This is a genomic window from Candidatus Rhabdochlamydia porcellionis (genome assembly GCF_015356815.2).
Taxonomy (GTDB): domain Bacteria; phylum Chlamydiota; class Chlamydiia; order Chlamydiales; family Rhabdochlamydiaceae; genus Rhabdochlamydia; species Rhabdochlamydia porcellionis.
This window is the reverse complement of sequence record NZ_CP075585.1, coordinates 839,014-864,587: the sequence shown is the minus strand read 5'-3', so window position 1 is coordinate 864,587 and position 25,574 is coordinate 839,014. Positions and strand designations below refer to the sequence as shown.

Annotated in this window: 23 protein-coding genes and 1 pseudogene; 13 read left to right on the top strand and 11 right to left on the bottom strand. The window is 36.0% G+C overall.

The genetic code is table 11. From position 1 onward, the window contains the following. Window positions 1-40: 40 nt before the first annotated feature. Complete coding sequence (gene xerA, locus RHAB15C_RS03960; protein ID WP_194845425.1) at window positions 41-907, top strand: site-specific tyrosine recombinase/integron integrase; 867 nt, start codon at window positions 41-43, stop codon at window positions 905-907. A 49-nt stretch (window positions 908-956) separates the two neighbouring features. Here xerA and RHAB15C_RS03955 read toward each other — a convergent pair whose 3' ends face one another. The 3 genes from RHAB15C_RS03955 to RHAB15C_RS03945 are packed head-to-tail and all read right to left on the bottom strand — an operon-like array spanning window position 957 to window position 6,600. Further along, window positions 957-4,025: an efflux RND transporter permease subunit gene (locus RHAB15C_RS03955; RefSeq protein WP_194845426.1), complete on the bottom strand. Its 3,069-nt coding sequence runs from the start codon at window positions 4,023-4,025 to the stop codon at window positions 957-959. Further along, a complete protein-coding gene (locus RHAB15C_RS03950) occupies window positions 4,022-5,119 on the bottom strand; it encodes an efflux RND transporter periplasmic adaptor subunit (RefSeq protein ID WP_194845427.1) in 1,098 nt (365 codons plus the stop codon). Before RHAB15C_RS03950 ends, RHAB15C_RS03955 begins: the two co-directional genes overlap by 4 nt. Then, window positions 5,116-6,600, bottom strand: coding sequence for a TolC family protein (locus RHAB15C_RS03945; protein WP_220716026.1), 1,485 nt, complete (start codon window positions 6,598-6,600; stop codon window positions 5,116-5,118). The genes RHAB15C_RS03950 and RHAB15C_RS03945 overlap by 4 nt, the downstream gene beginning before the upstream one ends. Before the next feature lie 223 nt (window positions 6,601-6,823). Between RHAB15C_RS03945 and RHAB15C_RS03940 the strand changes: the two are divergent. Continuing rightward, window positions 6,824-7,730, top strand: a pseudogene (locus RHAB15C_RS03940) (Rpn family recombination-promoting nuclease/putative transposase). 52 nt (window positions 7,731-7,782) lie between these two features. Here RHAB15C_RS03940 and RHAB15C_RS07445 read toward each other — a convergent pair. The 5 genes from RHAB15C_RS07445 to RHAB15C_RS03915 all read right to left on the bottom strand — a co-directional run bounded on the left by RHAB15C_RS07445 (window position 7,783) and on the right by RHAB15C_RS03915 (window position 11,974). After that, complete coding sequence (locus RHAB15C_RS07445; RefSeq protein ID WP_194845429.1) at window positions 7,783-7,896, bottom strand: DUF4116 domain-containing protein; 114 nt, start codon at window positions 7,894-7,896, stop codon at window positions 7,783-7,785. Between the two features lie 92 nt (window positions 7,897-7,988). Further along, complete coding sequence (gatB, locus tag RHAB15C_RS03930) at window positions 7,989-9,458, bottom strand: Asp-tRNA(Asn)/Glu-tRNA(Gln) amidotransferase subunit GatB (protein WP_194845430.1); 1,470 nt, start codon at window positions 9,456-9,458, stop codon at window positions 7,989-7,991. Further along, window positions 9,455-10,924, bottom strand: a complete 1,470-nt coding sequence (gatA, locus tag RHAB15C_RS03925; RefSeq protein ID WP_194845431.1) for an Asp-tRNA(Asn)/Glu-tRNA(Gln) amidotransferase subunit GatA — start codon at window positions 10,922-10,924, stop codon at window positions 9,455-9,457. Before gatA ends, gatB begins: the two co-directional genes overlap by 4 nt. Before the next feature lie 13 nt (window positions 10,925-10,937). Beyond that, the gene (gene gatC, locus RHAB15C_RS03920; protein ID WP_194845432.1) at window positions 10,938-11,243 is read right to left on the bottom strand and encodes an Asp-tRNA(Asn)/Glu-tRNA(Gln) amidotransferase subunit GatC; all 306 of its coding nucleotides are present in this window, start codon (window positions 11,241-11,243) and stop codon (window positions 10,938-10,940) included. A 137-nt stretch (window positions 11,244-11,380) separates the two neighbouring features. Beyond that, window positions 11,381-11,974 (bottom strand): methylated-DNA--[protein]-cysteine S-methyltransferase, encoded by a 594-nt coding sequence (locus tag RHAB15C_RS03915; RefSeq protein WP_194845433.1) that lies wholly within the window; start codon window positions 11,972-11,974, stop codon window positions 11,381-11,383. 127 nt (window positions 11,975-12,101) lie between these two features. Between RHAB15C_RS03915 and RHAB15C_RS03910 the strand changes: the two genes are divergently transcribed. The 7 genes from RHAB15C_RS03910 to RHAB15C_RS03880 all read left to right on the top strand — a co-directional run bounded on the left by RHAB15C_RS03910 (window position 12,102) and on the right by RHAB15C_RS03880 (window position 17,657). Beyond that, the gene (locus RHAB15C_RS03910; RefSeq protein WP_194845434.1) at window positions 12,102-12,857 is read left to right on the top strand and encodes a BPL-N domain-containing protein; all 756 of its coding nucleotides are present in this window, start codon (window positions 12,102-12,104) and stop codon (window positions 12,855-12,857) included. A gap of 97 nt (window positions 12,858-12,954) precedes the next feature. Further along, complete coding sequence (locus RHAB15C_RS03905) at window positions 12,955-13,197, top strand: DUF378 domain-containing protein (RefSeq protein WP_194845435.1); 243 nt, start codon at window positions 12,955-12,957, stop codon at window positions 13,195-13,197. A gap of 59 nt (window positions 13,198-13,256) precedes the next feature. Then, entirely contained in the window at window positions 13,257-14,675 is a 1,419-nt protein-coding gene (locus RHAB15C_RS03900; protein ID WP_194845436.1) for a cryptochrome/photolyase family protein, read from the top strand. After that, on the top strand, window positions 14,659-15,993 hold the full coding sequence (locus tag RHAB15C_RS03895) for a TIGR01777 family oxidoreductase (protein ID WP_194845437.1): 1,335 nt from the start codon (window positions 14,659-14,661) through the stop codon (window positions 15,991-15,993). Before RHAB15C_RS03900 ends, RHAB15C_RS03895 begins: the two co-directional genes overlap by 17 nt. Window positions 15,994-16,104: 111 nt before the next feature. Further along, the gene (locus RHAB15C_RS03890) at window positions 16,105-16,269 is read left to right on the top strand and encodes a hypothetical protein (RefSeq protein WP_194845438.1); all 165 of its coding nucleotides are present in this window, start codon (window positions 16,105-16,107) and stop codon (window positions 16,267-16,269) included. 176 nt (window positions 16,270-16,445) lie between these two features. Next, complete coding sequence (locus RHAB15C_RS03885; RefSeq protein ID WP_194845439.1) at window positions 16,446-17,063, top strand: Yip1 family protein; 618 nt, start codon at window positions 16,446-16,448, stop codon at window positions 17,061-17,063. Window positions 17,064-17,084: 21 nt separating this feature from the next. Continuing rightward, on the top strand, window positions 17,085-17,657 hold the full coding sequence (locus RHAB15C_RS03880; RefSeq protein WP_194845440.1) for a hypothetical protein: 573 nt from the start codon (window positions 17,085-17,087) through the stop codon (window positions 17,655-17,657). Here RHAB15C_RS03880 and rnhC read toward each other — a convergent pair. Further along, a complete protein-coding gene (rnhC, locus tag RHAB15C_RS03875; protein ID WP_194845441.1) occupies window positions 17,646-18,545 on the bottom strand; it encodes a ribonuclease HIII in 900 nt (299 codons plus the stop codon). The genes RHAB15C_RS03880 and rnhC overlap by 12 nt on opposite strands. Before the next feature lie 143 nt (window positions 18,546-18,688). Between rnhC and RHAB15C_RS03870 the strand changes: the two genes are divergently transcribed. Next, a complete protein-coding gene (locus RHAB15C_RS03870; RefSeq protein ID WP_194845442.1) occupies window positions 18,689-19,096 on the top strand; it encodes a helix-turn-helix domain-containing protein in 408 nt (135 codons plus the stop codon). A 27-nt stretch (window positions 19,097-19,123) separates the two neighbouring features. Continuing rightward, window positions 19,124-20,986, top strand: a complete 1,863-nt coding sequence (locus tag RHAB15C_RS03865) for a bifunctional serine/threonine-protein kinase/formylglycine-generating enzyme family protein (protein WP_194845443.1) — start codon at window positions 19,124-19,126, stop codon at window positions 20,984-20,986. 167 nt (window positions 20,987-21,153) lie between these two features. On the opposite strand, the gene RHAB15C_RS03860 is transcribed toward RHAB15C_RS03865, so the two are convergent. Then, window positions 21,154-23,058: a hypothetical protein gene (locus RHAB15C_RS03860; protein WP_194845444.1), complete on the bottom strand. Its 1,905-nt coding sequence runs from the start codon at window positions 23,056-23,058 to the stop codon at window positions 21,154-21,156. Window positions 23,059-23,296: 238 nt separating this feature from the next. Between RHAB15C_RS03860 and RHAB15C_RS03855 the strand changes: the two genes are divergently transcribed. Both RHAB15C_RS03855 and ispH read left to right on the top strand, forming a co-directional pair. Beyond that, window positions 23,297-24,511, top strand: a complete 1,215-nt coding sequence (locus RHAB15C_RS03855) for a dicarboxylate/amino acid:cation symporter (RefSeq protein ID WP_194845445.1) — start codon at window positions 23,297-23,299, stop codon at window positions 24,509-24,511. 7 nt (window positions 24,512-24,518) lie between these two features. Then, on the top strand, window positions 24,519-25,442 hold the full coding sequence (gene ispH / locus RHAB15C_RS03850) for a 4-hydroxy-3-methylbut-2-enyl diphosphate reductase (RefSeq protein WP_194845446.1): 924 nt from the start codon (window positions 24,519-24,521) through the stop codon (window positions 25,440-25,442). A gap of 28 nt (window positions 25,443-25,470) precedes the next feature. Here ispH and RHAB15C_RS07505 read toward each other — a convergent pair whose 3' ends face one another. Then, a complete protein-coding gene (locus RHAB15C_RS07505) occupies window positions 25,471-25,563 on the bottom strand; it encodes a transposase-like zinc-binding domain-containing protein (protein WP_434062076.1) in 93 nt (30 codons plus the stop codon). Between the last annotated feature and the right edge of the window lie 11 nt (window positions 25,564-25,574).

The window sequence follows — 25,574 nt, the reverse complement described above, 5'->3', positions numbered from 1 at the left end:
AAGACTTGTTTTTCTATTCCTGGTCATGTAAAAAGTGACTATGTTACAGCAAGCTCTACAAGATTTTCTTTGTTATCTTTCTTCTGAAAGAGGCCTTTCTCAGCATACTCTTCAAGCCTATGCTTGTGATTTAAAGGGATTCTTTCAAGTTTTAAAACAGAGCAATTTACAACAAATCACAGAAGAAGATGTATTAGCATTTGCACATAAGCTACAATTGAAAGGATACGCTAGTAGCTCTATTTGTAGGATGTTGGTTAGCGTGAAGATTTTTTTACGTTTTTTATATAGAGAAGATCTGATTAAAAACGAGATTGGGTTATTGATCGATGCACCTAAAATATGGCAATTAATACCTGAGATTTTAACTTTTACAGAAGTAGAAAAACTTTTATTAGCTCCAGACCTTAACACGGAGATAGGTGCAAGAGATCGAGCAATTTTACAGGTTATATACGCTTCGGGTTTGCGCGTTTCAGAGATCTGTGGATTAAATATACAAGATTTCTCTGATTATACAATTCGTGTAATAGGAAAGGGAAAAAAAGAAAGGATTGTTCCTGTTGCTAAATTAGCTGTGGAAGCCGTTGATTATTATTTACTCCATCATCGACCATCTGATGTAAAAATTGAGGCATTGTTTATCAATACAAAGCAAAAAAGGATCGATCGATTCTCCATTTGGAAACAACTGAAAGCCTATGCTAAACAAATAGGGATTACTAAGCCTATTTCACCCCACACTCTGCGGCATTCTTTTGCGACTCATCTATTAGAAAATGGGGCTGATTTACGCGTTATCCAAGAGTTATTAGGGCATAGTAGCATTGCAACAACAGATCGCTACACACACTTAAGCAATAAGCATATCATAGAAGCTTTTCAAAGTTATCATCCAAGACCTTGAGTTTTCTTTTTGAGAAAATTTATAAACTTTATCCTGATACGTTTTTCCTTTAAGAAGGAAGGTTTTTAGAGCATAGAGAGAATTTTTCTTCTAATTTTTTTATATAGAGATAAACCACAGGGGTTAGGTATAGGGTAACTACCTGAGAAAAGAGCAAGCCTCCTACTATGACAATCCCTAGAGGTTGGCGGGTTTTAGCAATGGTCCCACCTATACCCACCGCAATAGGTACAGCGCCCATCATTGCGGCAAAAGTTGTCATAAGGATAGGGCGGAATCTGGTTAAGCATGCTTCAAAAATGGCTTCATGGGCTGTCTTTTTTAAAAGAGCTTGGTTAGCAAAATCAATTAAAATGATGCCATTTTTTAGAACAATTCCAAATAACATGATCACACCAACAAAAGCATAAAGAGAAAAGCTTTGATGGAATAAAATAAGACTTAAAAGTCCTCCAACTGCAGCAGGAGCTAGGGTAGACATTACCGTAACAGGTGAAAAGAAATTTTCATAGAGAATCCCTAGGATAATATAAATGAGAAAAAAGGTGATTAAAAGTAGAGATTGCAAGTTAGCAAAAGAGGTTTTAAACACACTAGCGCTTCCTTGCACAGTTCCTTTAACAGTATTAGGAAGAGTTTGTTTTGCGATTGCATGAATTTTATCCAAAGCGCTACTTAACGCTGTATCGACTAAATTAAAGGAAATAGTAGCAGAAGGGGATGCATTAAGATGATTTACCGTTAATGGGCCTGTGCTCTCTTTTATGTTGGTAATAGCTGTTAGGGGTACCATTTTTCCTAATGCAGAGCGCAACCACAGTTGGGATAAAGAGCTGGGATCGCGATAGAACTTCGGAAAGGTTTCCATGATGGCATAGTATTGGTAGCTTGAAGTATTGATAGGAGAGAGATTACTTGTAGCATAAGCTAAATTAAGAGCTTGCTCCACTTGTAATGCACTGATCTGATAGAAAGATGCCCTGTCACGTAAAATATGAACTTGACATCTGGGTTGGGTAATATCTAAATCGCTATTTACATGACTTAAAAAAGGAAGTTCTGCAAGTTTTTTTTGCATGATAGGCGCGTATTTGTAGAGTTCTTCTTCTGATAGACTTTGCATGGTATATTGATAGTCAGATTTACTAGATGTCGTTCCTACTTCCAAGTTAATTAGTGGCTGTGGTTTTAAAAAGACATTTGTTCCCGGTATTTTATGCACTAAAGAGTACATGTGTGTTAGTAGAGGTTTAAGAGAAAGGCGTTCTTTTAAGGGCTTTAAACGAATATATAAAAAACCTTCATTATCTTGTGGGTAACCTCCAACCGATACGACAGAAGCGATATTTTCGTCTTGTGATAAGATGTCAGCTAATTGATTGTTAGATTCAGAAACAGCTAAAGGAGAAGTCCCATCTACTGTTTGTAGGTATCCTTGAATAAGGCCAATATCATCTGATGGTAAAAAGTCTTTGGGAAGTTTGATCATTAAAATTGTCGATAAGCCCAGGCTTAATACTCCTAGCCCTAAAATGATTTTAGGATGGTTTAAAGCCCAGTTCAGAGATTTTTCATAGAGAAGAAGCATTCTGCGGTGATAGGTTGCAAAATTTGTTTTTTTTTCCTGATTTGCTTTGCGAATTAATTTACTGCATAGAAGAGGGGTTAAAGTTAAAGAAAGAATTCCTGAAATGAAGACGGTAATAACAATGGTCATTGCAAATTCATACAATATCCGTCCGATAATTCCTTGCATGAAAATAATGGGAATAAAGACTACACATAAACAAAGAGTCATTGATAGAATGGTAAAAAAAATCTCTTTAGCTCCTTTTAAGGTAGCATCTATGACAGGTTCTCCCATTTCAACGTGGCGTGTGATATTTTCTAATACAACAACAGCATCATCTACTAGATAGCCAACTGCTAGTGTAATACCAAGTAGAGATAAAATGTTAAGGGTAAAGCCTAGCTTTAAAATGATAATAAAAGCACCTAAAATCGATAAAGGAATCACGATCAGAGGAATAAGCGTATCTCTTAGATTGCCTAAGTAGAAGAAAATCACGATAGCAACTAGTGCAATGGCTATCAATAAAGTCATCTGTACTTCATGAACTGATTCAAGTATGTACTCTGATTGATCAAAAACTCTTACCAAACGCAAAGAGCTAGGTAATTGTGTAGATAGGCTAGGTAGAATTTGATTGACTTTCTGAATAACCGATAAGGTATTAGCTCCCGGTCTTTTGCGGATGGCAAGGCCAACAGATGGAGCTGTATATCCTTTTTCAAAAAATTGTACGGAAAGCTTGTCGTTAAGAACACTATCTATAGCTTTGCCAATATCGCAAAAGCGCACAATGGATCCGTCTTGAGCTTTAATGATAATAGGATCGTAGAGGGTTGCTTTATCTAATTGCCCATCGACATTAAGGGTGAACTCTTGTGTAGGGCTAAATAAAGTGCCGACGGGTATTTGTACATTTGCTGTTACAACAGCATTAGCTACATCATTTAAATCAAGTTTTCTAGCTGCTAGTTTCTGTGGATCAACTCTAAGGCGAACCGCTTGTGGAGATCCATAGATTAATACCTGTGATACTCCTTCTATTATACTTAATCTTTGAGAAAGAAACGTGTAGCTATAATTGTACAATTCCCCTCTGGTTAAAACAGGAGAGGTAACGATAAAAAATAAAAGAGAAGTAGCAGTAGGATTGGTTTTTGTATAAATGGGAGCGTAGGGTAGATCTTTAGGCAGTTGAGAGCTTGCTGCATTAATAGCTGCTTGTACATCAGCTGCAGCAAGATCTATATTTCGATCTAAATCAAATTGCAGAACAATCGTAGCATTTCCTGTATAGCTAGTAGAAGAAATCGAAGAGATTGCTTCGATAGTAGTAAATTGCTGTTCTAAGGGAACCACTACATTATTAGAAATGGTTTCCGGATTTGCTCCAGGATAGTCTACCGTTACTGTGATAGTAGGAAAGTCGATATCAGGTAGGTCACTGACAGGGAGTTTAAAATAAGATAAAACTCCAAAAAAAGCTATTGTCAGCATGACAAGAGTTGTCATTACAGGGCGTTTGATGAATAAAGAGGAGAAATTCACAATGCCTCTTTGTTATTTGACCACATTTGTATATTGACCTTTTTACCGGGATAAAGATCAAGAAGTCCTTGTGCAACAACGATGTCATTAGTGCTAATTCCTGATTCGATACCGGTGGTTCCATTTTCATAGCGTTGACCGATGATAACCGGTGTGATTTCTACTTCCATGTTCTTATTGATGGTATATACATAATGTCCGTTTTGCCCAACGCCTATTGCTTGAGAAGGAAGAATGAGAGACTCTTTTTCCTCTAATACAAGCCTTACATCTACAAAATGCCCAGGCCATAGCAAATGATCGTGATTATCAAGTGTTCCTTCTAATAAGGCAGCTCCTGTTGCCGTATTAATTTGATTGTCAATGAGTGTTAATTGTCCTTCAAAGCACGTAGTGTGCTCTAAAGTAGGAAAGATGTATAACTTCAAAAAGGATTTTTGAGAGCATTTTTGAATAGAAAACAAATCGCTTTCAGGAACGGAAAAGTCTACTAAAATGGGATCTATCTGATTTAGCAGAGTAAGCGTAGTATCTTGATTAGTATCAATGTAATTACCGGGTTTAAATTGTAACTTGCCTGTAATAGCATCAATAGGAGAGTGAATATAGCAATATTTTAAATTGATTTTAGCATTTTCTAAATCTGCAACAGATTGTCCTACCACTGCTTTTTGCTCTAAGAAGTTAGCCATGTGTTGGTCATAATTAAGCTGAGAGATATAATCTTGTTCTGCTAGCTTTGCATATCTTTGCAGCGTATCTTCTGCTAACTTAAACTGCGTGAATGTCTGAAAATACTCTGCTTTTGCTTTGTCTAGTGAAGCTTGATAGGGTCTTGGATCAATAACAAGCAATAAATCTCCTTTTTGTACAAACTGTCCTTCCATAAAATATTGTCCAACCAGAATACCAGAGACTTGAGCATGAATCTGAATACTAGATTTGGCGGTAATTGTTCCCACATAATCTTTATATATTTGCACGGATTGTTTAAGAGCACGTGTTGCAACTACTTCATGTGGTTTAACCACTTGAGGCTTTTTTTGACAGCTATATAATAAAGAGCAAAGAAGAAGAAGTTTCATCCAGTTCATTCGAAAAGATCTCCTAAAGAGTAGATGGTGTTTGGGGAAATCAAACCTGTGGCATAGCTTAAGTTGGCTAAAGCAAGGTACCAGTCTTGCATAGCTTGTGCTTTTTGAGCTCTTGCATCGACAAGAGATGTTTGAGCAGATATAAGATCAAGAATGGTTTGAGTACCTTGTTGATAACCGCTTAAAGCAACCGCGTACTGTTCTTCTGCAGCAGATAAAAATTCTGCAGCCCAATTGAGTGTTTCAAAGACGGTGTGAATATTAGAATGAGCAACGGTAATTTCTTTCATAGCATTTAATTGCAGACTTTTAAGTGTTTCTTCTGCGACTACTACATTAGACTCAGCTTGTTTAATCGCATTGCGGTAGTAAAAACCAGAAAAAATAGGCATACTTACGTTAAATGTACTAATAAAATTGTATTTATCATGAGCGACATTGCCATCAAAAGAAAAGTAGGTTTTACCTATTTCAAACTGATAATTTAATTGAGGTAAAACTTGTCGCTTGGTCATTTTGACCATTTGTTCTTGAGAACGAAGAGCGCTTTCGGCGGACAATAGATCAGCTCTATTTTGTATACCAATGCTGATTAAGGTTTCTAGAGGCAATATAAGGTCATTTTTGGGTAGTTCTTTAGGCAATTCTTGTGTTTGCAAAGACATGTAAGAAGGAAGGCCTATATCATTTAGTAAAGTTGCAAAAGCTAGTTCAAGCTCTTGCTTTTGTGCAGCCCAGTTTGTTTTCTGAGAAAGTAATTGTGTCTTTGCTTGTAGAAAATCAGATAAAGGACGTACACCTGAATGAAGGCCTTGTTCTGTAGCATCTAGAGTAAACTCTGCATTAAGCACATTTGCTGCGTTTGCTTGTAGTAGTTCTTTTTGATATAAATAACTATAAAAATCTGTAATCACGGTTTTTAACAAAGATTGAATACTATCATTATATTGAAATTGTGCTTGTTCTAATGAATAACGAGCTGCTTCTGCATTTGCTTTCTGTGTGCCGAAATCAAATAATAAATAAGATAAAGAGAGCATAGGACCCCAAGTGCCAAAATAAATATCAGTAGCACCTCTTCCTGATTGAAGAGCCTCAGGGGATTGTGTTGTTCCAAAAATGGACTGAGGGGTTATTATCGAAGTTGCCTCAATTTCCGGTTGTCTTGCGCGTATGGCTTGAAAAGAGCCAGTTATATTAGGAAAAAAAACGCTTTGTTTTTGACCATAAACTGCTGCAGAAGCAAGTGCTTTTGCCCAGCTAGATCTTGTTTGAGGATTGTTCTTTAAAGCGATGGCGATTAGTTCAGCAAGTCCGTAAGGTTCTTTTTTTTCTAAAAGCTCAGCAGGGTATTGCTCTAAGATGCAGGGGTTGACTTCGCGACAAGGAGGTGTAAAACAGGCATAGCTATACGGATCTATTACAGCACGGTTAAAGTAACAACCCGTGCATGCGCATAACACAAAAAAACTTTGCAGCAATATTTGCCAACTCATGACTGATAAAAAATAGAGAATAAAATCTCTTATGCTTTTATCCGCAGTATAGTTACTTTAGCTTTTTGGTCAAAATTTCATTTACCAACTTGATCTTGCTATAATAAGATAAGCTAAAATGCAATCGCTGTGTGATTGTAAATTTCTGGATTGCTAAAGCCAGCTTATTATACAATAAAGAACTGGTAACAGATTTTAAGGATTAAATATGGCTCTTTTCAAATATTTAGACCCAAAAAACGATATAGCCTTTAAGAAAATATTCGGTACAGAAAAAAACAAAGACATTCTGCTTCATTTCTTAAATGACATCCTCGGTTTTTCTGAAGATCAAAGCATTGTAGATATCGAGTTTTTATCCCCCATTCTAGACCCTAAAATCGCTGTCAAAAAACAGAGCATTGTCGATGTTTTATGCAAAGACAAAAAGGGAGTCAAATACATTATTGAGATGCAAGTGACAAAATCTAGAGGATTTGAAAAGCGCGCGCAATATTACGCCTCTCAGGTGTATGGCAATCAAGCAAACATTGGAGATGAGTACCACGATTTCAAAGAAATTATCTTCATAGCTATTGCTGATTGCATCATTTTTCCCAACAAATCCCATTACAAATCAGATCATGTCATACTCGATAAAGTAACCTATGAGCACGATCTTAAAGACTTCTACTTTACCTTTATTGAACTGCCTAAATTCCATAAAAGCAAAGAAGAACTCTCTTCCATAGAAGAAAAATGGTGTTACTTTTTCAGGCATGCTCATGAAACCACCGAGGAAGAATTGAAGAGGATTATGGGCAGTGATACCATTATTCATAGAGCATATACTGCACTCGATCAGTTTAATTGGAGTGAGAATGAGCTTGCTACTTATGAAGAATTGAAGCGTATTCATATGGATAATAAGGCTGCTAGGGCACAGGAAAGTTATGATGCTAAGGCTGAAGGTGAAACTATAGGCATTAAAAAAAGAAAAAATGCAAACAGCAAAACGCCTATTGCAGGCAGGCTGTGGAGCTGATCTGGTTGCTCAAGCTACCAATTTATCTAAAGAACAAATAAAAGATTTAAAGAAACACATCTTGCAAGAGCCTTCGGTAGTCAATTTCTAGCTTAAATATTGCAAGAGCTTTTAAAAAACTTCGGGCCTTATTTGAGCTATGCCTAAATGAAAATAGGGCAAACTTCTATAGCTCTTGATAAAAATTCTAGGTTTTTCATTAAATCAGAATCAGCACTATATATGAGAAAAGGATGATTTTTTACAGCAATCAACATAAAATCCAGGTCCTTCTTTACAAGAGGATAAAGTTCTAGAGCCTCTATAAAAAAGCTTATGTCCTTTCACAAATAGTGAATACTCCAATTTATTAAGGACGCTTTAGCTTTTTAGTCAAAATTTCATTTACTATAGTAGGAGATGCTTTACCTTTACATAACTTCATGACTTGTCCAACTAAGAAATCAAAGGCTCTTGCTTTTCCAGCATGAAAATCAGAAATGGATTGTGGGTTATTCTCTAAAACCTTATCCACTAAAAGCGTAATGCTTGAAATATCTTGTAGGGGTTGATAGTCAGGATTTTGTTTTACGATTTTTTCAGGATCTGTCCCAGGATCTTTACACATATCGTCAGCAACGCTCTTAGCAATCTTTCCGGTAATAACATTTGATTCAATCATTTTGACAAGCTTACCTACATCGCTAGGTCCAATTCCTGAGCAAATGAGACTGCTTCCTGTATCTTTAAAGCGCCCAGCAAACTCTATGATCATCCAATTACATATGTTTTTAGGGCTAAAGCAGATTTTAAGTGCTTCTTCAAAATAATCAGCGAGCTTTTTATCGTTAATTAAAAAAGCTGCAGCAGACTCAGGAAGTTCTAATTCTTGTAAATAACGATTGTATCTTTGATACGGCAATTCTGGTAAATTAGCTTTAATTTCTTTAATTTCTTCTTCTTTGAGTAAAATGGGAGGAAGATCTGGTTCTGGAAAATAACGATAATCATCAGCATCTTCTTTTTCACGCATTAAAACGGTTTCTTTCTTCTCTGGATCAAAACGATAGGTCCCTTGAGATATTACTTCATAAAAGTCTTTTTGTGGATGTAGGGTATATTCACGGATCTGTCTGCGAATCTCTGATTCAAGCGCCATTTCCATATTGTTAAAAGAGTTGAGATTTTTGATCTCAATTTTTGTACGCAAGATCTGTTCTTCTTTCTTTCTGACAGAAATGTTACAATCAATGCGAAAAGAACCTTCATCCATATTACAATCAGAGACGTCTAGATATTCTAAAATAGCTTTAATAGCCATAGAATAGGCCACTGCTTCTTTAGGGGCATGCATACAAGGCTCTGAGACAATTTCTATCAATGCTACTCCTGCTCTATTGTAATCAACACCTGTAAATGTGCTAAAATGCTTTAAAGTACCCGCATCATCTTCCAAATGGCTTCGATTAATAGAAAAATGTTTTAATACACCTCCTACATTAGCTACTACAGTACCACCGACTAGAATGGGTTTATAGAACTGTGTGATTTGAAAATTACGAGGGCTATCGGGATAAAAATAGGATTTACGATCAAATTGACTACTCAAAGAAACCTCAGATCCCACTGCACAACCAAAAAGAACAGCTTTATGTACAGCTTCTTTATTCAAAACAGGTAAAGCGCCCGGCTGACCTGTACAGACAGTGCTAATATTTGTATTAGGCTCATCTCCAAAATGGTTAGCCGCAGGGCTGAAAAGCTTAGATTTGGTATTGAGTTGTGCGTGAATTTCTAAACCAATTACGGGTTGCCAATCTTCATAGCAGATCTCGCTCATTTTCGTACCTTGTTGTCAAATAAAGGGGGAACTATGTTTGTAAAGGAAGTGGCGCTTTCAAAAGCATATCCAAAACGCAGGACTTCTGTATCATGCATATAAGGCCCAATGAGCTGCAGGCCGTAAGGGAGGTTTTCCTTACTAAATCCATTAGGTACACTAATTGCTGGCAGTCCTGCTAGATTTGCAGATACAGTGAAAACATCTTGTAGATAAAGCTGTACAGGATCTTGAAACTTGCCTAAAGGAAAGCTTGTTAAAGGAGATGTTGGCATAGCAATTATGCTGCATTTAGCAAAGGCTTTCTGAAACATTTGGATTAACAAAGTGCGTACTTTTTGTGCTTTTTTACAATATGCCTCTTGATAACCAGAAGAGAGAACATAAGTACCTAGTAAAATGCGTTTTTTTACTTCTGCTCCAAAGCCTTCTTGCCTAGAGAGTATATAAATCTCTTCGAGGGTTTTTGCTTCCTCTGCTCGTTTGCCATAACGAATGCCATCAAAACGCGCAAGGTTTGTAGAGGCTTCTGCTGTAGCTAGAATGTAGTAGACAGCAATTGCATATTTTAGCAGATTTAAATCTACATCTACAATGGTTACGCCTAATTTTTTAAAAACCTCTACGGCTTCTAAAAAATGTTCCTTAGACCCAGGATCTAATTCACTTAAACAACTATAGGGAATGCCAATTGTTTGACCGTGAATGGGTTGATCCAGTTTTTTTAAATAGTCTTCTGAAGGGGATTTAATGCTGGTGGAGTCATAAGAGCAGTGTTTTGAAATCACCTGCATGCATAAAGCGGCATCTTTTACATCGTAGGTCAAAGGACCAATCTGATCTAGAGAAGAAGCAAAGGCTACCAAACCATAACGAGAGACTTTTCCGTACGTAGGCTTAAATCCTACAATTCCACAAAAAGCAGCTGGTTGTCTGATAGATCCGCCTGTATCTGTTCCTAGAGAAATAGGGCAAAAACGCGCTGCTACAGATGCGGCAGATCCTCCAGATGATCCACCTGGTGTACATTTAAGATCCCAAGGGTTTTTAGTTAATTGATAAGCAGAATTTTCTGTAGAAGATCCCATGGCAAATTCATCAAGATTGGTTTTACCAATGATTAATGCATCTGCTTCTTCTAAAAGTCTAACTACAGTTGCATCAAAAACCGCTTTATAGTTTTCTAAAAACTTAGAAGCGCAGGTTGTTTTTTCTCCTTGAATATGAATGTTGTCTTTAATAGAAACAGGTACACCTGCTAAAGCGCCTAGTGGCTTGCCTGAACCTCTTTTGCGATCTAATTCAGCAGCTTTTAGCATTACCCGCTCTTCCATTACAGATAGAAAAGCACCAATTTTTTCATCATGCAGGGAAATTCGCTCTAACGTCTTTTCCGCAATTTGTTTAGCGGATATCTTTTTTTTGCAAAATTCCTCACGAATAGCACGGGCGGATAGTCGATACATGTACAAAAACTCTTTAGTTAGAAAAATTAATTACTGTAGGCACACGAATCATACCGCCTACATAGGAAGGAGCATTTTCTAAAAACTGCTCTCTAGATAAGGTGTTCATGGCTATGTCATCTCTTGTGACACTATTTTGGATTTCTCCCACTTGATAACAAGTAGGGATATCCGTTGTGTCAATTTCAGAAAGCAATTCCATATAACCTAACACTTTTTTTAAATGCTTAGATATGGCTTTTTTTTCCTCATGTGTTGCTTCACCAAGACGAGAAAGTTTATTAAGCTTTTCAAGATCTTCTTCATCAAACTTTGTCATTTAAATTCCTTAAAAGAGCTGAATACGAATGGCTACTATAATTTTTCTTTCTTTGTCTGTAAAGGGAAAAATAATGTTGATTTACTTCTTTTGATTGGTTAATCAAAATAAGTAAAAGTATTTTTTTTAAAAATATTTTAAGTTAATGTATACGGTTTATACCTAGGAGTAAGGTTAAATTCAGATAGATCTTCTAGATTAGAGGTGGATTTTCCTATGCGATTGTGAAAATAGGCACTTTCGCGTTGTAATAAAATTTTTTTCCTCTGTATACCCCATCGGTGATCAGATAGCATGCCATTTTTTCGTACAACACGATAGCAAGGAGTGATGATAGCTAATGTATTTGCTGCACAAGCTCTAGCTACTGCTCGAAAGGATTTAGGTGCATGTATTTTTTTTGCAATATCGGTGTAGCTCATAATTGATCCTACAGGTATCTCACGCAGTTTTCTCCAAACATATTTTTGAAAAGCGGTTCCTCTCTCATCGAGAGGAATATTAAATTGTCTTGAAGGGTCTTTAATCAAATCCAAAATTTGGGATGCTTCAGCCATTTCTTTGTATTCATTCAATAGGGCAATGGGAAGAAGATGTTGAAGATCGATCTTAAGATCTTGGAAATTGTCTCCTAAAAGAACTGCGCAAAGACCCTGTGTGCTTGTTGCTATTAAAATTAATCCAAGAGAAGAATTTTTAATAGTATATTGAATAATTTCTTTTTCTTTCATTTGAAATGATATGCTTTAAAATAGGTATTCTGTACATAGTTAAACATAAAGAAAGGTATTTTCTACATAGTCTTCAGAGTATACTCTTTTATGAGAGGAGCTTAGGTAGAAATAAAGGAGGTTCTCTATGAAAAACCAGGTTGTAATTTACACAGATAAAGGAGTAGATGGGGTTTCTTTGAAGCATTTGGTTCATAGCTTAAAACAAGAGCTTAGTCCTGAGATGAAAATAAAAAGGCTAGATGCTAGATCTGTTATAGAAGAAAATTGGGAAAAGGATACGCAGCTATTTATTATGCCTGGAGGTAGGGATGTCTTTTATCAAAGCGCCTTAGCTGGAAAGGGAACCGATAAAATTCGCTCTTATGTAGAGGAAGAAGGCAATTATTTGGGAATTTGCGCAGGAGCTTATTTTGCATGTGAAAGAATTGAATTTGAAAAAGGAACAAGCTTGGAAATTTTGGACGAGCGTTCTTTGTGTTTTTTTCCTGGAATTGCTAAAGGTCCAGCTTATGGAGTAGGAAAATATACGTATAACTCTTCTAAAGGAGCTTGTAATGCTCTAATTAATTGGCGCAGTCATTCTTTGTATGTTTATTTTAATGGAGGGTGTTTTTTTAGCTCTAACTCTTCAGAAATAAAAATATTATCCTGTTATCTTGATTTACCTCAAACCCCACCTGCAATTGTCGAAATTAACCGTGGACAGGGAAAAGCGCTATTAAGCGGTGTTCATTTTGAATATTTACCGGGTTTATTAGATCAAAAAGACCCATGCTTATCTATGATTCATCATAATTTGGAAAAAGCTGATTCTTTCCGGAGAGAAATGCTGTGCGGTCTATTAAAAAGAGTAGGATGTCGGTTAAAAACACCTATTTAAAAAAAAAAGATGACAAATGAATAAAAAGTTTCTAAGATGATGCTAACGGGACATGTTGCCTTGAAACGGGCATGCATGGAGTATTAAGGAGGAACAAATGAAGTTTTTAAATACTCTCGCTTTTCTTTTAATTGTAATTGGAGCTTTAAACTGGGGCTTAATAGGCTTTTTTCAGTTTGATTTTGTCGCTTGGTTATTTGGAAGCCAAATGGCTGGCTTAAGTCGCTTAGTTTACGCACTAATAGGTCTAGCTGGTCTTTGGAGTTTGCGCTGGATTCCTCACTGGAGGCATATGTGCTGCTGCTGCTCAAAAGATAAGGGCGGTAGTTGTAAAATGTAGTTTATATGAGGCGTAAGGATGGTTTTTAAGAATTCTTACGCTTTTTTATCTTTGTATTTATGACAACAGTTATTTGGTTTCAACGCGATCTGCGAATTCAAGATAATCCTGCCTTAAAATATGCTTCTCAACTACAGCTCCCTGTCTTGCCCATATATATATTTGATCCAGAAGAGGATAAAAACTGGTCAATGGGTTCAAGCTCTCGTTGGTGGCTACATTATTCTCTGCAATCTTTGCAAAAAAATTTAAGAGCTCTGGATCTTGATTTATTTTTTTTTCAAGGTACAACTTTGCATGCATTGCAAAAGATTATAGATAAGGCAGATGCAAAACATATAGTTTGGAATTGCTGTTATGAGCCAAGTGCGTTAATACGTGAAAAAAAACTGATCAAGCTAGCTTCTGCAAAGAATTGCATAGCAAAAAGATTTCATGCGAATCTATTATTTACACCTGGCCAAATTACTACTAAGCAAGGAAATCCCTATCAAGTATTCACTCCTTTTTGGCGATGTTGCTTAAAACAAGAGGTAGGTAAGCCAGAGGGTAAAATTACAAAAAAATTACGATTAGTTTCCTATTCTAAACATGTATCTTTACATACATTAAATTTATTACCGCATATTCCTTGGGCTAAAGATTTTTCTTTTCTTTGGCAGCCAGGAGAAGATAACGCTTTAAGAAAATGGAAGCATTTCTTGAGGGGTAAGATACATCAATATACTCGTGGACGTGATTTTCCTGCAGAAATGGGAACATCCATGCTTTCTCCTCATTTGCATTTTGGTGAGATCTCTGTAAAAAGAATTTTCGAAGATTTGTTAAAGAGTACTCATGCAGAGGTTTTTCTTAGAGAAATAGGATGGCGAGAATTTGCTTATCATCTTTTAATTGCTTTTCCTCATACTCCTTCGAAACCTCTAAAAGCAGAATTCACCCATTTTCCTTGGAAAAGCAATGCAAAATGGCTTAGGATTTGGCAAAAAGGCCTGACAGGAATCCCTATTGTCGATGCTGGCATGCGGCAATTATGGCAACTAGGTTGGATGCACAATCGAGTTCGTATGATCGTTGCTTCTTTTTTGATTAAAGACTTAAATGTTCCTTGGCAAGAAGGAGCAAAATGGTTTTGGGATACTTTAGTGGATGCAGATCTTGCAAACAATACCTTAGGTTGGCAATGGTGTGCAGGATGTGGTGCGGATGCAGCCCCTTATTTTCGTATATTTAATCCATTTATCCAGGGAAAAAAATTTGATCCAAAAGCAGAATATGTACGTCAATTTGTTCCTGAATTGAGAAAGTTGTCTAATTCATGGATTCACACCCCACATTTAAGTCCTAAGTCTGTGTTAGAAGAAGCGGGTGTTTATTTGGGAAAAAACTATCCCTACCCCATAGTAGAGCATGATCTCGCACGCAAAAGAGCACTACAGGTTTATCATCGATGGAGTAAGCATGGATATAAAAGTTAAGTTATCAGTTGAAGTGCCTTGTGATTTTGCTTTTGCTTGGGCATTACGCCCTGAAGCCTTAAAAAGGCTGTTGCCACCTTGGGTAAAAACCGATTTTTTATTCGATCCTTCACCCTGTAATAAAATGCAGGTAGGATTAAAAATTTATATAGGACCGTTTTTCTTTAGATGGATTTTAGAACATAAAAATTTCAAGCTTAATCAAGAATTTAGAGATAAACAAATAAAGGGCCCTTTCAAGCGCTATTTACATATTTACCGCTTTAATCCCATTGATTCTCAATCCTGCATTTTGAGTGATAAGATAGGATTTGACTCTATTTCTCTTTTAGAAAGCCTTATAGCTAAGCAATTTGTACGATTTTTAAAATGGCATCAAAAAATCATGAAAGAAGATCTTGAATTCATCTACAAATACTCAAGCGTCCCTTTGAAGATTTTAGTAAGTGGAGCCAATGGATTTATAGGCTCTCAACTTACTAATTTTTTACGCCTAGCAGGTCATGATGTTATGAGGCTAGTGCGCCATAAACAAGAAATGAGCTCTGATACTGTCTATTGGGATCCTATAGAAGGGCAATTCTCTAAACAAGAATTTGAAGGTTTTGATGCGGTTTTTCATTTGGCAGGAGCTCCTATTGCTCATAGATGGACAAAGAAATACCGCAAAAAGCTATTCAATAGTAGATGCCGTGATACTTGGTTACTATCTCAAGTATTATCTCGTTTATATTCTCCTCCTAAAACCGTTATTTCCGCTTCTGCCATTGGTTTTTATGGGGATTGTAAAGAAAGCGTTACCGAAATCTTTCCTGTAGGAGAAGGGTTTCTTTCTTCTCTTTGCCAACAGTGGGAGATGGCCTTAGAAGCAATCGAACAACGCGGCTGCCGTGTTGTATACGCTAGATTTGGCATTGTATTAGGAGCAAAAGGTGGTATGCTCTGCCAGATTTTACCGCTCTATCGCTTAGGTTTAGGCGGGAAGATCGGATCTGGTAACCAGTATTTAAGTTGGATTGGGATTGATGATACGGTGAGTGCTTTGTATCATCTTTTAATGACAGAATCATTAAAAAAAGCCGTTAACCTAGTGGCTCCCTATCCTGTAAAACAAAAAGAGTTTTCCGCTATTTTAGCAGATAAACTACACAGACCTCACTTCTTTCATCTCCCTTCTGCTCTTATTTCTTTAGCTTTGGGAGATATGGGAAAAGAGATGTTATTAACTAGTGCTCAGGTCTATCCACAAAAGCTTCTGGAAACGGGGTACTCTTTTCGTTACCCTGATTTACAAGAAGCGTTGAATTGGGTCATGTAAAGCATCTATTAAGAAATTAAAAAATTTTAAAAAAAATCCATCCTTTTTTCTATTGAAAATCAGCAATTAATTTGTAAAGATGAGTTTTTCAAACATCTTTTAGGGGATAATATGATACTTCACTTAGGACTAATTTGTGCTTTATTTATGGGTTCCTTTGCTTGTTCCGATCAAGATAGTTCAGATATTGTAATCGAATTTGATGACGAAGATGAGGATTATAGTAGTATAGAAGAAGATTTAAGACTTCTAGAAGAAGATAAACTCCTTAATTAATTAAAAAAAATAATCTTTAAAAATAGGTGATTTATAAAAGCTGTTATTTACAAAAATAACGGCTTTTTTATTATATTGTTTTGCAATGGGTTATTAACTAAATTAAATCATGCATAGTTTGTTATTGATTAGTTATATTTTTGAATTTATTATAAAGATAAATAAAGAGGAAAAATATGTATCCTTGGCGCGATATTTGGACTAAACCCAGAGCAACCATTCAAGCCCTTGTAACTAAGGATCCAAGCTATGGGTTTAAGAGGCTTTCTTGGATTTATGGGATTACGATAGCTTTAAGTTTTTCTAAGATGTTCTCCTTAATCACTCTCTATCCTTTATGGGCTATATTGCTTAGCTCTTTGTTGTTGGGTATAGTGTTTGGTTTAATATCTATTACCATTACTGCTTATATTTTACAGTGGTGTGGACGTCTTATAGGAGGGAATGCTCCTTTTAAACAAGTTAGATGTGTTGTTGCCTGGTCGAATTTACCAGTAGTAATCAACATATTGGTATGGCTTCTTTTGATTGGCGTATTTAAAGAACAAGCTTTCTATTCAGATTTTCCTATAGAGCTCACATTGGCAAATAAAACAGGTTTATTTCTACTAGTCATGTTAGGGCAATGGACTGCAGCTATTTGGTCCTTTATCATTCTAATACAGGGTCTTAGGGAAGTTCAAGGGTTTTCTATTTGGAAAGGATTATTAAATATTATCATTCCTATTATAGCAGTGGCAATTTTATCTATATTGATAAGCGGAGTGATCAGCTGGTTTATTACAAAGACTTAAAATATATTAGGAGATTAGACTATGAGAAAACTATATTCCATCGTACAAGCAGGATGCTTTTGCTGTGTTTTAAACTTAGCGCTTACATCATTTTCTCTTGATGCTAAAGAAGCAGTTCTTAGCAAAGAAGTAAGTAAGATAAAGAATCATTGGCAGGAGTTTCGTTCTATCAATGGTGAATGTTGTATGAAATTTCCTAAATACCCAGATCATTTATCAGAAAAATTACGCCTTCCTGAAATAGGATTTGATTTAAAATACGATGCTTATATTTCTGCAATAGATCAAAAAACCACATTTTTATTGTTAATTGCCCAATATCCAGATTTTGTGGATCAAACCTATGCGAACAAAAACTTAGAAGGATTTGTAGAAGGTCTTCTTAAGCATAATCCAGGTCTTACTCATGAGCTCTCTTTAGTAAATGGCCATACCGTACTAGATTTGTTTATTTGTAAAGAAGGGATGTATTTTAAAGGAAGAGCCCTAATGGTAAAAAATAGTTTTTATCTAATGGCAATGGAATGTGAAGCGCAATATTATGACGAAGCAAGCTATAAGACCTTTATCGACTCTTTCGAATTAATGCGCTAAAATTTCCCGTAGAGTTTTAAAATGAAGTTTAGCTATATCTTCCAATAAAGAGCTGCTATGCTTGGCACAAAAGGCTTTTCCTATTCGAATAACTTCTTGAGAGGCCCCTTTAGGGAGCTGAATTTTATAAAATAGGCGTAAATCATAAAGTCCTTGTAAAAAAGCAGCTCGTGCTAAAATGGAAGAAGCTGCTACTACTAAATCACTTTCAGCTCGATGGCGTTGCGTCAATTCTAAATCGAGCTTTTTTTGCTTTATAGCATCTAAAACAACTGTTTTATTAGCAAACTGGTCAATAATTACTCGTTTACAATGTGTTTTTTGCACAAGCTCTGCAATAGCAGTTGCATGTCCCCATGCTAATAGACGATTAAGATTTTGAAAACGAGCGTAAAGTTGGTTGTAGGTTTTAGGTTTGAGAATGATAAGTGTATGAGGGCATACGGTTTTGATTTTAGAAGCAAGTGCAATCACTGCAGGATCGGAAAGTGTTTTACTATCTCGTATTCCTAAGGTTAATAGAGATTGGATTTTTTCCTTATCTGCGTATACTGCTGCAATACATAAGGGACCAAAAAAATCTCCTTTGCCAGCTTCGTCTACTCCGATTCTCTCTGAAGTGTCAGTTGGTTCTGGATTTGAATAAGTAAGCGTTTGTAGGATTTGAGGTTCAATGTAAAACCTAATGAAACCATCCATTTCTTTTCCTTGTATCATCAGTTTTCCAGATGTATACAAAGTGCAACTAATTCCTTTTTTTTTTGCTGAAAAAAACGTATAAGCCGGTGTGGTCAAGGTAAATCCTTGATCAATGAGATCTTCACGTAGCTGATCTTTCAACTTAAGATCCATGGTTGTTACAAAACAAGAGCGCTTTTGAAATGTCATTTTAATCTAAAAATAATGAGATTATAGTAATTTTACATTGATTTTGAAAAAAAACAAGGATAGATTTGCAATTAAAATGCTATGATGCTCCCTAAGATAGGAATATTATTCATTGATAGTGCTTGAAATTTTAAAGGAGGGGTATGAGTGCCGAACTTAAGGGCGTAGGGGAGCTTTTTAAAGCTAAACGCCAAGAATTGAATGTATCATTGAAAGAAGCAGAGAATGCAACTTCTATTCGTTCTAGTTATCTAGAGGCAATTGAGGAAGGGGAGATCGATCAATATATCTCTGGAGTATACGCTTTAGGATTTATGAAGCAATATGCTCAGTTTCTAGGAGTAGACATTGAGCATATGATTCGTCAAAATCCTCAAGTGTTTCATATGCCAGCAGAAAAGCATGAATTTTCTTATGGTATTGGAACTTTAGAAGTACGTGGTAGTATGGGTGGGGGAATTAAATGGTTACCTAATTTGCTATGGGTCGGTATTGCTGCATTTGTACTGGTTATTGCATGGTATCTAGCAAAATTTTTAGGTGTTCTTTAAAAACTAAAATCTAAGGGGAGACAATTTATGGTAATGACTCACTTTGGGGATTATGAGTTATTGAGACCTTTGGGACGAGGGGCATTAGGGCAGACCTATCTTGCAGAACATCGTTTATTGCAAAAGCAGTACATTGTAAAAATTTTACCCGAAGAGCTCTCTTCTGATGCCAATTTTATTGCCCGATTTGAAACACACATTGCTCAATTAGCTCATTTAAATCATTCTCATATTGCAAAAATTTATAACGCATTATTTTTAGATAAGCGCTATGCAATTATTATAGAGGCAATTTTAGATGAAGATCAGCAACCCAGTTTAAATTTATCACAATTTTTACAAAAATTCCCTGATTTACCAGAAGAAACTATTCTTTGTTTTGCTCAACAAGTGAGTTCTGCTCTTGATTATGCGCATACCCAAGAAAAACCGCTTGCTCATGGAACATTGAAACTTAGCAATATTTTAGTTCGTTACACTTCTAAAGGAGCAGAGGCTATTGTAACAGATTTTGGTTTATCACATATCATTGGACCGCTTGCTGTTTTAAGCCGCATTTATTATGCAATGAGCTCTTTTTACAGTTTAGAAATAGGCTGTGATGCAAATGGCAAAAATTATGTAACCGGACCTTGGGATGAAGCCTGTGCTAAAGAAGTCCACCGGTCTTTTGTTGAACAATTTCCTTTTTTAGCTCCAGAGCAAAAAAGACAATTTAATTGGACAAGCCAGCCTAAAGCAGATGTATGGGCTTTTGGTGTGTTATTATATTATCTTTTGATGCGTAAATTTCCTGAAGGTTTTTTCGAACTCCCTTCTCAAAAAATCTCTGATCTTAAATGGCAATGGGATGCTTTAATTTGTAGTTGCTTGCAAACAGAGCCTGAAATGCGTTTAGGGCCTCTTCAAGAAAAAATGAGCGAACTGGTCAATATTTCTGCTCTTTCCTCTTGTGAAGCGCATTTAGAAAGATTACAAGCAGAAAAATACATTATGGGGACTAAAGTTTCCTTTACTACAGCCTGTCATGCTAAGCCCATCTTAAATCCACAAGAGCTCACAAGGCCCTCTTTTGAACCAGATCCCGGGGCTGTTTTTCAAACAGAAATGACGGTTTCTCCCTATAAACCAAAACCACAAGCAGAAAAAGCTGTTCAACCTCTTTTAACCGATATGGTCATCATTCCCTCCGGTGTTTATTTGAGGGGTAGTAATCAAGGTGCACGCGATGAACATCCTCGGCATTCAATCCATATGCATTCTTTTGCTTTAGATGTTCATCCTGTAACAAACGAGCAATTTGCCCGTTTTTTAGAAGCAATGGGAGGAGAAAAAGATGGGCAAAATAATGATATCATCCGTTTGCGTGAATCTAGAATTAAACGCAGTGGAGGAAAGCTTAGTATTGAATCAGGTTATGCTAAACATCCTGTAGTGGGCATTACTTGGTATGGAGCTATAGCTTATGCTAAATGGATAGGAAAAAGACTTCCGACCGAAGCTGAATGGGAAATTGCCTCTTATGGAGGAAAAGAAGACTTCCTTTATCCAACAGGACAAGATATAGATCGAACACAGGCTAACTTCTTCAGTTCCGATACTACAGCTATGCTTAGCTATCCTCCTAATGAATACGGACTATATGATATGGCGGGAAATGTCTATGAGTGGTGTCAAGATTGGTATGATTATCAGTATTACGATCTGTCTATCCAAGAACCAAACCATCCTCAAGGACCACCACAAGGAGTATATCGTGTACTACGTGGAGGCTGTTGGAAGAGTTTAAAAGAAGATCTTAGGTGTTCTCATAGGCATCGAAATAATCCAGGAACTATGAATGGGACTTATGGATTTCGTTGTGCAGCAGATGTAGCGACTACTCCTTAAGTAAAGCAGGTGATTATTGCTTGAGTAGGAAATATAAATAATTTTTCTAAAATATGGAATAACCAAGAGTTGTTAGAAGATATTCCTATTTGATAATTTTTGATTTTTTCTTTTAGGTAGCGTATGATTGATCTAGGCAAAGTTAAATAGATATTATGAGAATAAAATTAAACTTTAATATAATGAGATTTCACCCAGTGAGAAAACTGCTTTCTAGAGGCCATTAGTAATTTATAAATAGAAGAAGTTTTCCAAGAAGAATTAAATAATCGTTTTTCTTGAGATTTCATCCAGTGAAAAAGCCACTGCCCAGGAGTTATGAACAGCTTGTCAGCAAAAAAGATCCCCCAAGAAGAATCAGATGAATATCCTTCTTGATAAGATTGTATTTCTTCTTGATTTTTTCTCATTGTAACTAGTTTTTTCTTGGATGATTCAAGAATTTCTAAGTCTTCTTTGGAGAGGTTAACCTCGGATTCTTTTCCCATGATCTTTTGCAGGGCATCCATTTTTTCTTTTAAATAAGTAAAATCCGCACTGTTATAATGAATGTATTTACGGTCATCTGTGCTCGAATAAAACTTACCGCCCTTGAAAAAAGATTTTCTATGATGTGTATTGGTAGCAAGAATTCCCGAGTTAGAAGTTACTTGTAAGTAGTTCCCATGTAAAAAGCTTAAATGTTCTTTGATATATAAATTTTTAAATCCTGCTTGAGTTAATAAGTCATTTTTGTGGTAGCAGAAGTTAAGACTGATTTGAGGAGGAGAAGGATGGTTTTTGAGGATATTTATTTGCTCTTCCCATGATTTAATTGTAGCCTGATCTAGTTTAGGAGAACAAAATGCAAAGCAATTAATATCGGATAAGCAAGAAATAGGGTTATGGTTATTTTCTTGATTAAATCTCTCTAAGCAAAGAATCGTAGCGCGTTGTGCATCTAAGCCTCCTAATGAATGGCCTGTGATGTCTAAAGCAGGGCATTTGGCTGTTTTACAGTAGGCTTCTATCATTGCAGCTATTTGGTCTTTGCATTCATCAAAAACGGTTTTCCCAATGCCATTTGGATCTAAAACATTTCTAGAGAAACTTTCTGAATCATCTGTCCCTCTAAAAACCAGTTGTGCTGGAAAATCGCCCTTTAAAGGAGTAAACAAATAGCAGTGTAAGCCGTTTTGGTTAATATGGTTATTAAGTTGGTAATAGACAATATCTTGTTGCTCGGTAAAAATAAGGATGGGGATTATCATATTTTCACGAATAGTATCAGGTTGTGCATAGGCTGCAGTTCTAGCTAATTGCTCAGAAATAGCAAAAGGAAGAAGCTTTAAATCTTCTTTTGTATATTTTTCTTCTTTTTCTAATTTTCCAGCTAACTTACGTATATGATATTCATATTCTTCATTAGCTAAAATTCTATTGTTGATGGGTATACCGCTTTTTTCAATCTCTTCCCACAATATTTTTTTTTCATTCGGTAATAAGTGTTCTAAAGGATTGCGGTAAAAACCTACTAATTTTTCCATGTCTTCAGAAGACAGTTCACTAAGATCTGTAGACAGACTTCGAGAAAGTTTTAAAGGAACCTCTCCGGTATTTACTCTTTTTAGCAAGTCTGTTAAATCGTTTGTGGTTAGGGCGTGTCCAATCATAGCAAATACGTGGCAAAGATCTTTCTTCTCAATAAAGTCAGGTAAAGAATCAATATCCTTTTGAATTGCTTGCATTACTCTTTTACCAAACACGTTAGAGGCGTATTCAATAAATATTTTTTTTTCAACTTGTTCTTGAGTAAGTAGATTTTTCAGTTGAGAAATATTGCTTGTAGGATGTGGCAGTAATTTTATTTTTAATAAAAAAAACAGATAGAGCAAATTCTCCCACAGCAAAGAAGACCATGGTTCTATTGCGACTTTTCTTTTCGAAATAGATGGTGTTGTTTTTTGACAATAGGGAAGCTCTTGGATCAGTTTTTTAATGCAATTAAGGGGGTTTATAGTTGCATGATTTTTTGAATTAGGTGAATGAAAAAACCAAGGAGATTTGGAAATTGAAAGCATGTTTTTCCACATGAAAGATTTCCTATAATAAAAAAAGTTAGATATAGACAAATGATCAAGAGAATACTATATTAAATTAGGTTTTTTTTCATAGAACTTAAATCATTACTTTATTGAGCTATAAGCTCATAGATATTGATAGAAAAACCATTAAGTGATATCCATAAATTATGAAAAAAACTTCTTGTTGTTGCTAAATTAGCTACTTCTTTTTACTATCTTTATCTAGTACTTTTACTGAAAAAAAATTATGCAAGACAAAAAATCTTTACTATTTTTATTGGGAGCCATTTTTCTGGGGGTTATTACAGGCCTATTTGGGCAAGAATTGCCTTTAAAAGGAGCAGAAATCACAGCTGCTCTATTTATGAATTTTTTGAAGTTATTGAGTATTCCCATTATTTTTCTATCGATTATCTCTACTCTTTCTGGGATGAAAAGTCAGCTGGAAATAAGCAGTCTTGGTAAAAGAGTACTTACATATACGCTGCTTACAACAGTTATAGCAGCAACTGTTGGTCTTGTACTCTTTCTTATCATACAACCTAATGCTAAAATAAACATAACAGATACGGCTCAGATCACTAAAGCACCTACAGACACTTACCTGTCTTTTTTATGGAAAATTGTACCTAGTAACATTGTACAGGTTTTTCTAGAGAACAATGTAATAGGCACTGCTTTTATTGGATTTATTATGGGTGTTGCTGCTACGTATCTACCCGAAGATAGCCGAATTTCTGTGCATCAAGTTTTCTCTTCGCTTTTTAAACTCATTCTAAAGATTACCGAAGGAATTGCTTATCTTATTCCTTTAGGAACATGGGCCTTTACAGCCCTCATGTTTAAAGGTTTTAATCATACCAATAGTTTTAAACATTTAGGGTTATATTTATTAACCATTGTTAGCGCTAATCTCGTGCAAGGATTTATCATTTTGCCTCTATTGTTAAAATGCAAAGGAATATCCCCTGTAAAGTTGGCAAAAGCCTCTCTTGCAGCTCTAAGTCTTGCTTTTTTTTCTAAGTCCTCTAATGCAACTTTGCCAGTTACTTTAAAGTGCGCGGAAAAAGAGGCTGGAATCCATCCTAAAGTAGCACATTTCTCTCTTCCTTTATGTACGATTATTAATATGAATGGATGCGCTGCTTTTATCTTAATCACGGTACTTTTCTGCTCGACTATTCACGGACATACTTTTGGTTTATTGGATTTAGGGATATGGGTCGTATTGTCAACGTTTGCGGCAATTGGAAATGCAGGAATTCCTATGGGATGCTTCTTTCTAACAAGTATGTTTTTAATAGGAATGGATGTTCCTCTTAGCACAATGGGCCTTATTTTACCTTTTTATGCCTTTATAGATATGATAGAGACCAGTTTGAATGTATGGTCTGATTTAAGCGTAACAGCAATTGTAGATAAAGAATGCACTCATTTAGAAACTTTATCTGTAAAAGAATAAGGATAACATGAAATTATTACTTTCTAAACCTCGAGGATTTTGTGCAGGGGTTGTACGAGCCATTGAAACGGTAGAAAAGGCACTGAAAATGTGGGGAGCTCCTATTTATGTAAAACATGAGATTGTTCACAATGAGCATGTGATTAAGAGTCTTGAAAAACAAGGAGCTGTGTTTATTGAGGATTTAGAACTAGTGCCTTGTGGTTCTTATTTGATCTATTCTGCGCATGGAGTTGCTCCTGAAGTGCGCGCTCAGGCTAAAAAAAGGAATCTAATAGAAATCGACGCTACATGTGGTTTGGTTACAAAAGTGCACTCAGCTGTAAAAAGATATGCGCAAAAAGGCTATCAGATTATCTTAATTGGTCACCGCGATCACGTGGAGACTATAGGCACTTCAGGAGAAGCTCCTGAAGTGACAACTGTTGTCGAATCTCTAGCAGATGTAGAGGCTTTATATTTTTCCCATGAACCTTTATTTTATACCACACAAACCACATTGAGCTTAGATGATGTGAAAGAGGTGACACAGGCACTAATTACTAAATACCCTCATATTGAAACACTCCCTAGCTCTTCTATTTGTTACGCTACAACTAATCGTCAGATGGCCTTGCGTAGTATTGTGGATTGCTCAGACCTTATTCTAGTAGTAGGAGATCCTAGAAGTTCTAATTCCAATAGATTATGTGAAGTAGCCCATTTACGCAATGTGCCCTCTTATCTAATCAATACAGAACATGAAATCAATCCCAAGTGGCTACAAGGAGTTAAGGTACTGGGTCTGACAGCTGGTGCATCTACTCCTGAAGATGTTGTGCAAAGATGTATAAAGAAATTACAAGACTATGGAGTCCAAGAGATCGAAGATGTTATCTATACAATAGAGGATGTGTATTTTCATTTGCCTCGACAGCTTGTAATTAATTAAGTTTTAAAAGATCTACAGATTGCTTATGCTAAGAAACACATAGATATTTTTGTTTTCCTGTGTGGATAGAACCATTTTTTCTTACGGCATGTGAATAGCAGTTAGAGCAAGAGATCTTCATTTATAGCTCCA